The sequence below is a fragment of the Vibrio tetraodonis genome (genome assembly GCF_003350295.1).
Classification (GTDB): Bacteria; Pseudomonadota; Gammaproteobacteria; order Enterobacterales; family Vibrionaceae; genus Vibrio; species Vibrio tetraodonis.
In genome coordinates, this window is record NZ_QLYY01000005.1 from 194047 (window position 1) to 208182 (window position 14136).

At 41.1% G+C, this 14136-nt stretch carries 11 protein-coding genes and 1 pseudogene; 7 read left to right on the top strand and 5 right to left on the bottom strand.

The genetic code is table 11. The features are described from left to right. Positions 1-74: 74 nt before the first annotated feature. Positions 75-998, bottom strand: a complete 924-nt coding sequence (locus DPF90_RS01115) for a LysR family transcriptional regulator (protein ID WP_114783801.1) — start codon at positions 996-998, stop codon at positions 75-77. A 15-nt stretch (positions 999-1013) separates the two neighbouring features. Further along, the gene (locus DPF90_RS01120; protein WP_114783803.1) at positions 1014-1772 is read right to left on the bottom strand and encodes a class II glutamine amidotransferase; all 759 of its coding nucleotides are present in this window, start codon (positions 1770-1772) and stop codon (positions 1014-1016) included. A gap of 203 nt (positions 1773-1975) precedes the next feature. Here DPF90_RS01120 and DPF90_RS01125 point away from each other — a divergent pair. Continuing rightward, positions 1976-2497: pseudogene (locus DPF90_RS01125) on the top strand (pyridoxamine 5'-phosphate oxidase family protein); the annotation flags it as partial. Positions 2498-2522: 25 nt separating this feature from the next. Here the strand turns inward: DPF90_RS01125 and DPF90_RS01130 are convergent. Further along, positions 2523-3524 (bottom strand): AraC family transcriptional regulator, encoded by a 1002-nt coding sequence (locus DPF90_RS01130; protein ID WP_240314433.1) that lies wholly within the window; start codon positions 3522-3524, stop codon positions 2523-2525. A gap of 106 nt (positions 3525-3630) precedes the next feature. On the opposite strand from DPF90_RS01130, the gene DPF90_RS01135 reads away from it, so the two are divergent. The 3 genes from DPF90_RS01135 (at position 3631) to DPF90_RS01145 (ending at position 6829) form a co-directional block, all read left to right on the top strand. Then, positions 3631-3954, top strand: a complete 324-nt coding sequence (locus DPF90_RS01135) for an MFS transporter (RefSeq protein ID WP_114783808.1) — start codon at positions 3631-3633, stop codon at positions 3952-3954. Next, positions 3954-5177 carry an HlyD family secretion protein gene (locus tag DPF90_RS01140; RefSeq protein ID WP_114783810.1) on the top strand — a complete coding sequence of 408 codons (1224 nt, stop codon included), beginning with the start codon at positions 3954-3956 and terminating at the stop codon, positions 5175-5177. The genes DPF90_RS01135 and DPF90_RS01140 overlap by 1 nt, the downstream gene beginning before the upstream one ends. 1199 nt (positions 5178-6376) lie before the next feature. Next, positions 6377-6829: a dCMP deaminase family protein gene (locus DPF90_RS01145; RefSeq protein ID WP_114783812.1), complete on the top strand. Its 453-nt coding sequence runs from the start codon at positions 6377-6379 to the stop codon at positions 6827-6829. Here the strand turns inward: DPF90_RS01145 and DPF90_RS01150 are convergent. Further along, positions 6812-9466, bottom strand: coding sequence for a hybrid sensor histidine kinase/response regulator (locus DPF90_RS01150; RefSeq protein ID WP_114783814.1), 2655 nt, complete (start codon positions 9464-9466; stop codon positions 6812-6814). The genes DPF90_RS01145 and DPF90_RS01150 overlap by 18 nt on opposite strands. Positions 9467-10022: 556 nt before the next feature. On the opposite strand from DPF90_RS01150, the gene DPF90_RS01155 reads away from it, so the two are divergent. From DPF90_RS01155 to DPF90_RS01170, 3 genes are all read left to right on the top strand, one after another. Then, positions 10023-11459 carry a glyceraldehyde-3-phosphate dehydrogenase gene (locus DPF90_RS01155; protein ID WP_114783816.1) on the top strand — a complete coding sequence of 479 codons (1437 nt, stop codon included), beginning with the start codon at positions 10023-10025 and terminating at the stop codon, positions 11457-11459. 698 nt (positions 11460-12157) lie between these two features. Next, positions 12158-12643 carry an acyl-CoA thioesterase gene (locus DPF90_RS01165; protein WP_114783820.1) on the top strand — a complete coding sequence of 162 codons (486 nt, stop codon included), beginning with the start codon at positions 12158-12160 and terminating at the stop codon, positions 12641-12643. 98 nt (positions 12644-12741) lie between these two features. Next, positions 12742-12987 carry a hypothetical protein gene (locus DPF90_RS01170; RefSeq protein WP_114783822.1) on the top strand — a complete coding sequence of 82 codons (246 nt, stop codon included), beginning with the start codon at positions 12742-12744 and terminating at the stop codon, positions 12985-12987. A 252-nt stretch (positions 12988-13239) separates the two neighbouring features. On the opposite strand, the gene malG is transcribed toward DPF90_RS01170, so the two are convergent. Then, positions 13240-14130: a maltose ABC transporter permease MalG gene (malG, locus tag DPF90_RS01175; RefSeq protein ID WP_114783824.1), complete on the bottom strand. Its 891-nt coding sequence runs from the start codon at positions 14128-14130 to the stop codon at positions 13240-13242. Positions 14131-14136 lie beyond the last annotated feature (6 nt).

Sequence of the window (14136 nt, forward strand, 5' to 3'; positions counted from 1 at the left end):
AAAGATCCCATGCTTTTAGATTATCGAATCAGAGAAATGATTTGAAATCAAAGCTAGTGATAGCAGTTATGACTTTAAATCATAGCGACCGAGTGTTTGGATGTACGAATGCAACCAAGTATCAAGTCACGTATCCAAGAATGTGCCATGTCTTGATCGTATTTTGGATGCCACATCAGCCAATATCGGTGAGGGTCAGGATCAAATGGCAGGGAAGAAAACATCAGTGGATGCTCTTGAGATAGATTTGCCGCTATATGCTTAGGCACTATCATAAGATAGTCACTTGAGAGCAACGCATTCACTGCTGCCGAGAAAAATGGGATTTGTAATGCGATACGACGATCCACGCCCATGGTTCGCAATGCTTCGTCTGCTATTGAGTCTTTATCTCCCCCACCCGTTACTTTAACGTGCGGGTAATAAGCTAAATCATTAACCGTTATATCTTTATTTTTTGATACCGGGTGCCCTCTACGCATTAGACACACTGATGTGTCTTCGCCAATCTTAATACTCATCATATTTTCGGGCTTTTTAGGTTGCATAGTAGAAGCCAAATGTATACCCATCTCAGAAAAATTCTGCATATAGTCTGGCTTCCATAAGCGATAAGCGAGATTCACATTAGGCGCCTGCTTTACCATCTCAGAAACCATATCAGGGACGATATACTGAGCCACATAGTCGCTGGAAGAGAACACGAACTCCTGCTGCCATGTTTTAGGGTCAAATGGCTTGTCGCGTAGCAGTCGTTCAAATTCTTCCAAAAGATAAGTGAGCTGCTCTTGCATACCCACGGCTTTTGAAGTCGGCACTAAAGTGTTTCCCTGCCTTACTAGCAAGGGATCACTGCACAATTCTCTTAATTGGGCAAGTTGACGACTCATTGCTGATTGCGTGATATTAAGTCTAAATGCGGCCCTACTTACATGACATTCTTCGAGTAATACTTGTAAAGAGCGTAGCAAGTTAAGGTTGGTATGATTTAACGACATAGAATTGCCAAACTTCTATATGGTATGTGAGGTTACAGTATCACCTTCAATGACTAAGATACTCTGCGCAGTAATTTTCTTCCAATCACGATTTCGCTCCAAAGGCTCAGATGCCAACGAAATGTTAGATCCTTTTTTACGTATGAACACGGTCGGCGCCTCATTATCAGAGCTGTAGCGAACCGCCCAAAGCTTCACACCATCGGAAATACATATTGATGCTTTCAGGGGTTCTTTGATGTTGCGGTTCTCCATTAACTGAGTAATATCCAGCAGAGTTTGTCTTATCGCGTCAACGGGCTGTTCTCGTAAGCCATTTTTGAGCATAAGCAGAAAGATAAGCTCACTGTCTGTGGTTCCCATTCTCTTTAAGAACAGATCTTCAGGTAACTGCTGATGTAAGTCATATTTCACCTGCTCAAACTCACCGATCTGCCCATTATGAAGAAACATCCAATTATCAATAATAAATGGGTGGCAGTTAGAGCGAGACACTTGAGTTCCTGTGGAAGAGCGCACATGCGCCATAAATCGGTGAGAGCGGATATGATGGGTGAGAGAGCGAAGGTTTTCATCCCCCCACGCTGGCAATACTTCGTGAAATTGACCTGGAGTCTCTCTTTCTGTATACCAACCAAGGCCAAAACCATCTGCATTTACTCGCGTAACCGCTTTTCTGGCATCGATACTCTGCTGCACTAATGAATGCTCAGGCTCGTATACCAACTCATCGAGATAAATTGATTCACCCTGATAAGCTAACCAACGGCACATAAAAACTCCTTAAAACTATTGATAATATTAGGCATAGAATCATGATTTAAACAACCTAGCAAGTAATTCTATGATAGGCCCTATCTCTTCTAGCGGCATGTTGCCAAAACCCAGCGCTACCGCTTGCCACGATCGATTCACTATCCTGCTATGTTCATAGTAGCTTAATGCCTGTATGTTAATATGGTAACTCGCTGCCCTTTCTACCCATGCTTGCATGGAGGATAGACAACTACGTCTATATTCACGGAGCAAACAACAGCCGTTTGATACGCTACTTGGGTAAGTCATATCAAACCTGTTTAACCTTTACTCTATTTGATGGTTGGGTGCTAGCAAAGTCTGCATTTCATCATAGTGCTCATTACCGTTCAGCAGCCGTGTTAGGAAAATTTGAACTTTTCGGCGATAACGTTGAGAAAGACCTACTACTTAATCACTTCTTAGAACAAATAGCACCCGGTAGAAGCCATGATGTGCGACCCAGCAATCAGCGAGAGCTTGCTGCAACCATGTTACTTAAAATGCCTTTAACAGAAGCGTCCGTTAAAATCAGTTGTCATGGAGTAAGAGATGAAGAATATGACTTGGACCGGCCAGTATGGGCTGGAGTACTGCCTTATAAAACGGTTGTCGGGCCTCTACAATCCGCAGACTCTTCGAGCGATATAATAGAGCCAGATTACAGCGCTGCGTATGGGGAGCGTTGGTTCAGTAATCAATAACAACCAAGGTAAGGCTTAAACAGCGTTAAGTGAAATAACGCTGTTTATATTGACTTGGTGTTAAGCCTCTCTGTTTCTTAAACATACGTGAAAAACTGCCTTGGTTTTGATACCCCAGTTTAAAGCAAATATCCTCAGGAGACAGTCCACGGCGCATCATTTCTACTGCAATATTACTCATTACATAACCACTAACCGTAGTGAAATTCAATCCTAAGCTTCTCAAACGGCGCTGAAATTGCTGTATTGATAGCCCGAGTAGGCTAGAAACCAATCCTATTGTTGGCAAGCCATGATGACGACTATAGTTTAGGATCTCATAGATCACTTTTATTTCATCTTCTGCATCTGGCATGTTCAATAGCTCATCAAGATCAGAATAATTCATTGCTAGCGGACCAATTTGTACTCTCGTTTTTTGCATAGTTGCCAAGCGCAGATCCGCATGAAACCACACTTGAGTCGTAGAGTGATTCCACTCAATGTCACAACCAAAGTAATTTTGATAACTCGCACTGTTCTTGCGGCTACCCTGCAGCTGTACCCGTAAGGGCGAAAAATCACTGCCAAGATATAAACGCAATACCTTGGTCAACACCAATGCAATACGAATACTATCATGAACTTTAGATTGAGAAGCGACAAACGGATTTTGATAGGTCCATTTAATCAGTGGACCACTAATAGACGCAGATAGAAACGCTCCGTTTTGAAGGCTTGTGAAACCATAATTGACCCTTCTAATCGTAGAAGCCAAATCACTACCAGAGAGTAACCAACGGGACATCGCTCCAATATGGCTCAGATCAGCATCAAAGCTGATATCAAGGATCACATCTGGGTTCCTCGTCTCTTGCTCTAGTCTGTCGTACCAAACGTTGATTTCTGACATGGGGATTAATGTCATGGGGTTTTGAAAGGCAGACTCTGGAATACCCAAACCATTATCTAGTATGCCATATCTAAGCTTTGCTACTCGGTGGATATGTTCAATACCCAAAGCTCGCATAAATCTAATCCCTTTCATGTACAAATCACGTCATTCAAATACCTGTTTTAAATTAATCTGTCACATTAAAACTAGAAGTTCAAATCTCGATCACAATACTTTCTCTATTTATTTGGGAGTGATTATGAGTTTATTCAGTGTTCCTTTTGTCGACACAGGTGTAGATACTGTTTTGCATGTCATCGCAACGGCTCTCTTGGTTGTTACCATTAGCGCGACTTTGTACGGTATATGGAGATTTCACGAGCTACCAATCAACAAAGCACACAGTAAAGAACATCATCAGATTGGGCTGATAACGGCATTAACATGGATAGGCTTTATCTGGCATTGGGTTTGGGTTGTTGCTGTGATGTTTGCATTTATTGACATGGAAAAAGCGATTGTGCACTTGAGAGATACATGGAAGCATGCGCCGCAATCAAATGATAAACATGAGGAAGCATAATGTTAGAAGGTCTTGCTGTATGGTCACTACTCATTTATCTTCTCAGGCTGATCGGAATGCCGTGGAATAAGGTTACCCAGTCATTTTCCTATTTAGGCGGTGTCTCTTGGTTACTGTTTGTTTGGGTTGGACTACTCAATTATGCTCCGATGGACTTATCCGGCGGCTCACTTGTTCAATCACCACATATCCAACTTAGACCAGATTCACCAAATGTCGCAGGAAAAGTCGAACAAATCCATATTTCCCCCAATCAAAAAATTCACAAAGGGCAATTAGTTTACCAAATAGACCCAACTCAATACGAAATTACCTATACTCAAGCAAAGGAAAAGCAAGCTTCAGCAAAGGCAAAATTAGATGTCGCTTATCAAGATATTGCCATTTCCAAAAGCGCCTACCAGTCTGTTCTGCAAGAGTTAGATACCATCAAAAGTCAATTGGGCGCTGCAAAAGCAGACTATCGCTTGCAGCTTAAAATGCTAAGCCGTTATAAGAAACAAAATCAGCTCGTGAGTAATACGATAACCGCTAGTGATATCGACAAACAGCAAACATCGACAACGTTAGCCAAGCAAAACATGACAACTCTTGAATCACAGCTAAAGACTAAACAAGTAGACGTTGAAAAAGCAAAACTGGCCATCGAAAAAGCGCAATTAAACACTCAAACGAAAAAGTCTCAGTTAAAAACAGCGGAGCAACAACTCGCCAAGGCTAAATGGGATCTAGACAGTACCGATGTTTATGCTCCAGCTGATGGGTTTGTGACTAATTTTATTCTTCGACAGGGTCAACTGGTATCTCAGCTACCCAGATTGCAGATGTACACCAATGAAAAGTATGTGCTAATGCGTGTTAATCACCAAGCAATACGTAATGTAAAGCCAGGACAAGCTGCAGAGTTCTCTTCATCCGTTTATCCAGGAAAAATATTTTCCGCACATGTTGAAGGTATAGTTGAAGCCACAGGCGAATCACAAGGAAATTTACTTGGTTGGGATGACTCTGTTCGAATGACTACAGGTAACAATCTCCAAAATAAGCATCATTTCGTGCGCTTAAAAATCGACGAGCCTGAGGGGTACGATATTCCTGTTGGCTCTGTTGGTCTAGCATGGATTAGTGCCGAAAAACCGATCAGCTTCATGGCTTTTCTTGATGTGCTCAGAGGAATAATTATCCGGATGAAGTCTCAGCTTTACTACTTTTATTCCATTTAGAGGCGCTGAGTAACAACAATCAGCTCATATGAATACAATCCTTGCTAGGCAGTTACCTTACAAAACGAGCTAACGACACAGGTAGGATAGTGATTTTCAAGTGACACTATATCATTACACTTACCATTAGCAATATGAATGCATGTGCATTTTGCAATTGCAAAATGCACATAGAAACCTAAAATTCAGCATTTACTGGTCGAAAACAGTGCATTTACGCGATATACAACATGGCACATAAAATGCATAAGTAGTTATGACCCTCTAGAATCAGAGAGTCACCTAGCCAACTGACGTTGTTAGTGAATGATGAATTGTTCACAGTTTCACAGCCAACCTCACTTATTGAGGTTGGCTTTTTTCATTTCTTATAATCCTTCTTAAAGGATTAAAAAGTTATCAAAACATAAAAGAAAACCCCACTAAGCTTTCGCTTAGTGGGGTTTATTCTTACTCGCAGCATTCCGGCTACTTGCAGTGCTCCATGCATCTAATCCATGATAGTACGCTGATTCCTTCAGCACTTTCCTTAACGTCGCCTTCCTAGCGGTGTCCTCGGCAATCCAGCCCGTTAACTATCCTAGTTAACTCTCTTCGCTTCGTCCTAAAGCGGTGTCCTTTGTGCTGTCGTCCTAACAGCTAATTCTCTGTCCCTTGAGTGTCCATTAACTTTCCTTGTTGTAACCATCCTAGTTACCAGCGTCCAGCTAATGTCCTAATGCTCTCCGTGCTGATTATTCATCCTAAATAATCAAATCTTCTTCCTGAAGATGACCTTTCCGTGGGTCTTTCCTGTTCCATGTCTGCTTCCTGCTGACAACTTAAGATTAAGATAACCAAGAAATTTAGCAATAGTGGTTTCGATCGCATTTTCAGCCCAAGCTTAAAGAAATATCAAAAAAATCTTTATGTACAAAGGTTTGAAAACAAAAAGTAGTGATAATGGCATCCATAATTATCACTAAGCTCACGGCCTTGTGAGATATATCTTACAAACAAAAGGGCAAATTACCTGTTTTCCATATTGTTTGGTAAACATTAAAATGTGGCAAAAATCACAAAAATCATACTGTGGGACCATAGCCATAATTGCTAAATGAATTTTTCTAGACTAAATCAGAACAAAACAAGATATTATCTTTGATATTTGCCACTCCACTTTCCCTGTTTAGGGTTTTCTTTCATAGAGGAATAACAACATGATATCTAAATGGGCACAGCGATTTTATCAGATGGCAGTCCTAGTAGGCTCTTGGAGCAAAGATCCTTCAACTCAAGTCGGCGCTGTTATTACTAAACAAAATCGTATCGTCTCGGTAGGATTTAATGGTTATCCGCACGGAATTTCGGATAGTGCAATGACAGACGACAGAGAAATGAAATACCTTAAAACCCTCCACGCAGAAGAAAATGCTATTCTCTTCGCTAAACGCGATCTCGATGGTTGCGAGATATGGGTTACCCATTTCCCCTGCCCTAACTGCGCTGCAAAAATCATCCAAACGGGAATTTCTTCCGTACACTGCCCTGAACAAACTCAAGATTTTTTATCTCGCTGGGGAGAGAAGATTAAAATTAGCCAAGAAATGTTTCTTCAAGCTGGTGTTAAAGTCAATTGGCTGCCGATTGACGACCTAGACAGCGACATTTAATTGTTCGAGTGCATCAAAGAGCTGCTGAGATTTGTAGGGTTTGGATAAGTAAGCGTCCATTCCAGCATCAAAGCAGCGATCTATTTCTTCAGGCAAAACACTTGCTGTCAATGCCACGATCGGTATTCGCTCTTTGCCTAATTCTGCTTCCCAAGCTCTAATATTTCTAGTAGCCGTAAGTCCATCCATCACAGGCATCATACAATCCATAAGAATTGCCATGAATGATTGACCAGATTGAACCATAGCCACTGCTTCTGCTCCATTGCTAGCAATCTGGTGCTCAATGCCTATTTTTTCAAGAAAGAAACTAGCAATTTTCTGGTTCATTAAGTTGTCTTCAACAATCAAAATACACCCTATTTCACCACCAGCAACACTTGGAGCCCTTTCTTTACTTGCATCAATCACATCAAGCTTAGTTGCACTTATTGCTTTTGAAATCGCAGACTCAAACCGGCGACCGAGAAATGGTAATGTTAGATTAGAAGACACGAATACTGCATAGTCAGGCAACATATATAAATGATGCTGAAGCCCTATAATTTCAGAAAAATTAAAGTGCGCCTTTAACGCTGCAATATCTTTTCGCGAACTGCATTGGGGATGATAGTTGTAGAATATTACATTAAATTGGTCATTTATAAGTACAGCCTGATGGGTATTAAGCACTGTAGTAAGCTCTAGCCCAAAACGTTTGGCTTCACTTTGAATTAACGCTAGATAATGACTGTCATTGGCAACCAGAAGTGCCTGACCTTTTATTTGGTTTGGACTTGATGTACCTATATGTTTTTCTTGTACTGGTACTTTAAAACTAAAGCAGCTGCCAACGCCGAGAGTCGAGCTTACTGATACTTCCCCGCCCATAAGCTCAGCAATTTGGCGGCAAATGGTTAAGCCTAATCCCGTACCACCGTATCGGCAGGTGATGCTATCATCTTGTTGAATGAAAGGTAGGAAAATTTCCTCTAACTTTTCTCCTTGTATGCCAACTCCTGTATCTAAAATTCGGCAATTCAAAACCGTCTTTGGGCCATCCTCACAAAGCTCAATAACCACGGAAACACTACCTTCTTGGGTAAATTTAACCGCATTACTGAGGAAATTCATAAGAATTTGCTTAAAACGAAACTCATCCAAATACAGGCTATCAGGTATATTTGAAGAAAAATGTGCATTCAATTCTACTTGCTGTTTCAGTGCTTTGGTACTGACCATACTCATGGCTTCGAACGTCGCTTCACGAATATCGGTGTGAATGGGTGACAATTCGAAGCTTCCAGACTCAATTTTCGACAAATCGAGAATATCGTTAATCAGTACAAGTAAAGCTTGGGAAGACACATCTATATCAGATAGCAACTCTCTCTGAGATGGGTTGAGGTGACTTTCCGATAAAATCTCCGTCATCCCTATAATGCCATTCAAAGGTGTTCTAATTTCATGAGACATGTTAGCCAAAAATACACTTTTAGCTTGGTTTGCAGATTCCGCCTTGTCTTTGGCTAGAAGCAAAGCTTTTTCATAGTCTTTTTGTACTTGGATAACGTAGTTCACTCCTTGAGCAAACTTAGTGAACTCATCCTTACCATCAACCTGGATCAGATCAATGTGTTTGCTACCTCGCAGACTGCCAAGGGCAGAGAGAATATTGGCCAGTTTAGAATTAATTCGATATAAGGTACTGGCTCCCCAAAAAAACATCATTGCCAAAAAAACCATACTGATAACGGCAAAAGCATAGAGTACGCGTTCATGGTATTTAATGTTTGCCAATAACTCGCCGCGTAGCCCCTCCGATAATGCTTCTAAATGGCTCGCCACCAAATGATTCCGGTTTTCAACCCAGAAAGAAAAGTTTTTAGAGTCATAGGTTTCTATCTGGCTTAACGAAATGATTTGCTCTGAATATTGGCTTCGCTGCAAGTTTATTTCCGACAGCATTTCTATTAAAGGTTCAAACTGATGGAGATGAGGACTTCTACTGATAATTCTATTTAGGTGGATTTGCTGTCGTCCATTTATCTTAAAGTACTCTTCTACAAACTGAATATAAGATAATTGATTAGCTTCTACTTCCTGAGCAAGCCATACCTCTTGCTCCATCCAAAAATACATCCAATTAAGGTCGGTCAGTGCTACATCAAGTTGCTGAGTCCTCATATCTAAACCGTGCACGTCCATTGAAAGTACCGCGTTATAAAGAGTTAACAACGCACTGTATATCTCTCTACCTTTATCTAGTCTTTCTCTACCATCCAGTTCAACGATTCCTGATATCAGTTCATCAAGATTCTGAATATCGGAAAGTGTGTTATTTGAATCTGAAATGCCATGGTGTATGTGTTCTTCAGTATGGGCGACCTTATAGATAGTGTTAATGGAATTTTTCGCAAGAAGTTCCCCGTTAGCTCTAGTATGCATGTCATTACTTTGATCAAGAGCTTGATGCAAATGAGTGGTCACCAGGGCTAAGTATTTCAATGATTCAACTTTTTCACTAACCACTAAGTTAGTGTGAAGCTTCACTTGTACCTGCCTGACCAGATGCACAGAGAGCGCGACAATCACTAACGTAGGGATTAGACACAAGATCAATAATCGACTTTTAATCGAGATATTGGAGAGTAGCATCGAGACTCGTTCCTTCGAATCATTTTACATCCACTAAAGATCTTATATTAGACCATAACTCAATAAAATCTTGTCTAAAACACGGAATTTATGAGATTTTTTGACAACCCCATAGGGCTTTTCACTAAGTTTTAGATTTAGTACTTATAGCCTCATGTTATATCCATTAATTTCTTCCATGTTGAGGTCATGCGTGTCTAGAATTCTTCCTCAGACTACAGATACTAATTTATTTTCAGAAAAACCCAAAAAAAACGTGACTTGAAACACAATAAAAACACAATTACGCCTTTAATTATGAATAATAATGTGATCATTATATTTTTCGTTAAAAAATAAGCTCTGATAACTTTAAACATCCACAAGCGTAATATGTTGAAAAATGTGTTTTTAGCCAATAAGAAATCATCTAAACAATGAATTATTTTTTCTAGCAGAAAAAGACACTAGGTATTACAATCCGCGCCGTAAAAATAAAATTATATTTCCTCTACACCAGCTACCCTACACAGTGGTGTAGAGCCAGTCCAAAAAACGTGAAAGGTCCAAAAACACCATGAGTCCAGAGAAACATCTCTTAGAGTGGCAGATAAGCCAAACGATTGCGGAAACAATCTCTCCCCTACTTGGTCAACTTTACCGTGATAAAGGCGTTGAAGTTCTCCTGTTTGGTAAAACTTTGGTCAATGCCGCTACTATCGATATTATCAAGGCACATAAGCTTGCTCGAAGATACACTGGAACGCCATTATCTACCGAACAAACGCTCCCGCTTATTAAAGGCTTATCTGAGATGGAACTATCACCATGTCGAGTCGATATTGGGCAACTCGCTCATCAGTTTTGGAAAGGCCGAGATGATGACCATGGGGTGAAGGATTTTCTTCATACCTCTTTGCTTGGCGCAATGAATGGAGAGACAGTTACTGAGCCCCGTGATGTTGTTTTGTATGGATTTGGCCGTATTGGCCGACTTCTCACTCGCCTTCTCGTAGAGAAAAGTGGGCCGGGTTACCCTCTGCGTTTACGCGCTGTCGTTGTACGTGGCGGCAAAGAAGGTGATTTGGAGAAACGCGCAAGCTTACTACGAAGAGACTCTGTCCACGGCCAATTCAACGGCAGCATAATCGTTGATGAAGAACGCAAGGCCATCATTGCCAATGGTAACTATATCCAATTCATTTATGCCAATAAACCTCAAGACGTCAATTACACCGCTTATGGAATCAATAATGCTCTAGTGGTTGATAACACTGGGGTATGGAGAGATAGCGAAGGTCTCGCTCAACACCTTGACTGTGAAGGCGCAGAAAAAGTGCTGCTGACCGCACCTGGAAAAGGTGATATCAAAAACATAGTCTTTGGCGTCAATGACAATACCATCCTTCCTCAAGACACCATAATCTCTGCGGCCAGTTGTACAACAAATGCCATTACACCTGTTCTAAAAGCGGTCAATGATAAGTATGGCGTCACTTCTGGACATATAGAAACAGTTCATTCATTTACTAATGATCAAAATCTCATTGACAACTTCCATTCAGGAGAGCGAAGAGGCCGCAGCGCTTCTCTGAATATGGTCTTAACATCAACAGGCGCAGCAAAAGCAGTCGCAAAAGCACTGCCAGAACTCGCAGGCAAACTAACAGGCAACGCGATCAGAGTTCCGACTCCAAACGTTTCTATGGCTGTGGCCAACCTTAACCTTGGCGCAGAAACAAATAAAGATGAACTCAATGCCTACCTGCGTGAGATGGCGCTCAAATCTGAACTTTCTGCCCAGATCGACTACACAGAGTCCACCGAAGTTGTATCAACTGACCTAGTAGGATCACGTTTTGCTGGTGTTGTAGACGGAGCAGCAACTATTGCACAAGACAGCCGATGTGTTCTTTACATCTGGTATGACAATGAGTTTGGATATAGCTGTCAAGTTGTACACTGTATGGAACAAATGATGGGGGTTCGTTACAAAACCTATCCCTGTGTATGAACAGACAAGCTTTTCCTAATACAAATTAGGAACCTATCTCCACAACTACAATAACAATATCCTTTATCTTTGCCGCTTTCCAAGAAAGCGGCTTTTTTATTTTCTTACCTTCTATTCATCTTTGGTTCATTTATGACGCTTTATTATAGAAACATCAAACAAGAGGTTTAGTTGATATGAATAAAGTAATAGTAAGCGTATTAGCCTTATTTATAGGTGTTTTTACATTATTTTTCAGCATGATAATGTTAGTTCCACTAACCATTTTCGCTCTTCTAACAGGAAGAAAAATAGAAAAATCTTTACGCCAGAGCAGAATGCGCTTTCAACAGTCATCTAGTGGCTCTGTCTTGGAGGGGGAATATGAAGACATCTCAAAGTAGCATAGAAGACATTAAATACCATACTCAAAAAACCACTGCGTTTACTTTCTATCTGGCCGCTGTCGCCACTGCGGCCATTGTAAGTTCTATTCCGTACTAATTCAGTTACTCAACCAAACGCCTTTCCGCTCTCTCATACTAATACTCACTGGACAAAACCTCACACTTAACCCCACTGTTTAAAATACACCCTCTCAGTGACTCATCCTTCAATTCTGGGGCATATTGTGTTTTTAGACTAAGCTGGAATTAATGATTGCATTTAATTAACATTATTATTAAATAAGATAATGGAAATTATTAAGGAATTGACGAATGAGTAATGGCCAACGAGAAATAACACTCCGTTTTTTAGCCGAGCCTGCAGATGTAAATTTTGGCGGGAAAGTCCACGGCGGAGCCGTAATGAAATGGATTGACTTGGCTGCGTACGCGAATGCGGCTGCATGGAGTGGTAAATATTGCATTACAGCTTACGCTGGCGGTATTCGCTTCGTTGCTCCGATACATGTCGGCAACCTTGTTGAAGTAAGCGCAAAAGTAATTTATACAGGGAAAACATCCATGCATATTGCTATTGATGTACAAGCCAGTGATCCCAAAGTACTGGAAAACAGGCTTACAACTCACTGTATTGTAATCATGGTGGCTGTAGATGAAGAAGGAAAACCCTCTGCCGTTCCAGAGTGGGTACCAGAAACAGAGGATGATATACAGTTAAGAGACTCCGCCATAAGATTGATGAACATGCGGACAAAAATTGGGGAAGAGATGGAAGCCCATGTTAAATATCTCAAATAGTGAAACGATATAAACTAGTGAAAGTCACTGCCTTGTCATTTTTTCTTCACCTTAGTCTGGTTTAATTAGCAAAGATTAATTTAGGCTAAGGAATCAGGTTGAAGTTGAACCAGATCACTCTCAGTGAAACAACCCTACTCAACAAGCAAGCTCTCGAATATCAGTGGGTAAGATGCCTATACGCTGAGGGGTATACCAGTAGCGACATTAATCATTATATCCAAACTTGTTTCGGCGGAGACGATATCTTTGCCGATTTGTTTCGCAAAGTTGCTTTATCACAAGAAAGTATTTACGTTCTGCTAAAATATCTAGGCTGCGCCCCTTCTAATCGAGAGTTGTAAAGCTTCTCTTAGCCCCATAAGAATACTAAACAGTGACAAAGAACCCATGCGCGTACCACCTAAATAAAAACCCGATTTTACTCGGGTTATGGTTACAAAAACTGTTAGTAGTAACATCGTAAGGAATCTAAGCTAACAGCCAGCTATGCGTAACGCCAGAGCTGCTCTCTCCTCAACTGATCGGCGGCCAAACCAAAGTAGGTAGAGTCGAGAAGCAATGGGATAACCTCGCAGGCACCCTAGTTATTAGAATTAGCCCTTCACACCGCCAGCAGTAAGACCTCCTACCAACCAACGCTGCGCCAATAAAAATACCACCGTTATTGGTAGTGCGGATAGAACCGCTGCTGCTGCAAAGTCTCCCCACAAATAATTTTGTGGGTATAAATACTGCTGCATTCCAACAGCCAACGTATATGAGTCTACATCAGAAAGCAACACCGACGCCACTGGAACTTCGCCAATCACCATGATAAATGACAAAATGAACACAACCGCAAGAATCGGTACCGACAAAGGCAAAAGAACCAATCTAAACGCTTGCCACGGTGTAGCACCATCAAGAGCTGCTGCTTCTTCAAGGGAGTTGTCTATGGTTTCGAAATACCCTTTAATCGTCCATACATGTAAAGCTATCCCACCAAGATAAGCGAAAATTAGGCCGCCATGAGTGTTTAAACCCAAAAATGGAATGTACTGACCGAGCTTATCAAACAAGGCATAAATAGCCACCAATGCAAGTACCGGCGGAAACATTTGAAAGATCATCATCGCCTTAAGAATGGTATTTTTCCCCTTAAACTTCATTCGAGCGAAAGCATACGCGGATGTTGTTGAAAGTACGACAATCATAATTGATGAGATACCGGCAACTTTAATCGAGTTCCACAACCAAGTCAGAACTGGAAACGGTGGAGAAGTGATAGAGCCGTCGTCATTTGTCACCGAAAATCCCAACGCCAATTTCCAGTGTTCCAAAGAAGGGTTATCAGGAATAATATTCCCAATTGCAAAATTACCTTCACGCAAGGAAATTGCAATAACCATCAATAAAGGAAATAGAATCAAAGCAAGAAAACACCATAACAAGATGTGTGTCGCCCAAACTCGGTATTTCAGTGACTGACCTTGTACCATTGCCATTACAAC